The sequence below is a fragment of the Curtobacterium sp. VKM Ac-1393 genome (assembly GCF_015350995.1).
Lineage (GTDB): Bacteria > Actinomycetota > Actinomycetes > Actinomycetales > Microbacteriaceae > Curtobacterium.
In genome coordinates this window covers 1-527 of the sequence record NZ_JADKRW010000020.1, presented here as the reverse complement: position 1 = coordinate 527, position 527 = coordinate 1, and the positions used below count along the sequence as shown (strand labels likewise).

Genomic DNA, 527 nt, shown 5'->3' with positions numbered 1-527 from the left:
CTCGGACACGATGCCGAAGAACGGCAGCGCGATGATGTACACCTCGGGGTGCCCGAAGAACCAGAACAGGTGCTGCCAGAGCAGGGCACCGCCGTTCGCCGGGTTGAAGATCTGCGCGTCGAACACCCGGTCGAGCCCGAGGCCGAACAGCGCGGTGGCGAGCACAGGGAAGGCCATCAGCACGAGCAGCGCCGTGACGAGGGTGTTCCAGGTGAAGATCGACATGCGGAACATGGTCAGACCCGGGGCACGCATCGTGATGATGGTGGTGATGAAGTTCACCGCGCCGAGGATCGTCGAGAAGCCCGTCATGCCGAGCCCGAAGACCCAGAGTGTGCCGCCGAGCCCCGGTGTGAACGTCGTGTCACTCAGTGGCGCGTAGGCGAACCAGCCGAACGAGGCCGCGCCCTGCGGGGTGAGGAAGCCGCCGACCGCGATGAGCGAGCCGAACAGGTACAGCCAGAACGCGAAGCCGTTGAGGCGCGGGAAGGCGACGTCCGGGGCACCGATCTGGAGCGGCATGATCG

At 66.2% G+C, this 527-nt stretch carries 1 protein-coding gene; it reads right to left on the bottom strand.

Annotated features, from left to right (window positions below; translation table 11 throughout):
• Positions 1–527, bottom strand: a 527-nt coding sequence (locus ITJ59_RS18865; protein ID WP_194652835.1) for a cbb3-type cytochrome c oxidase subunit I, incomplete at both ends; no start/stop codon positions are given.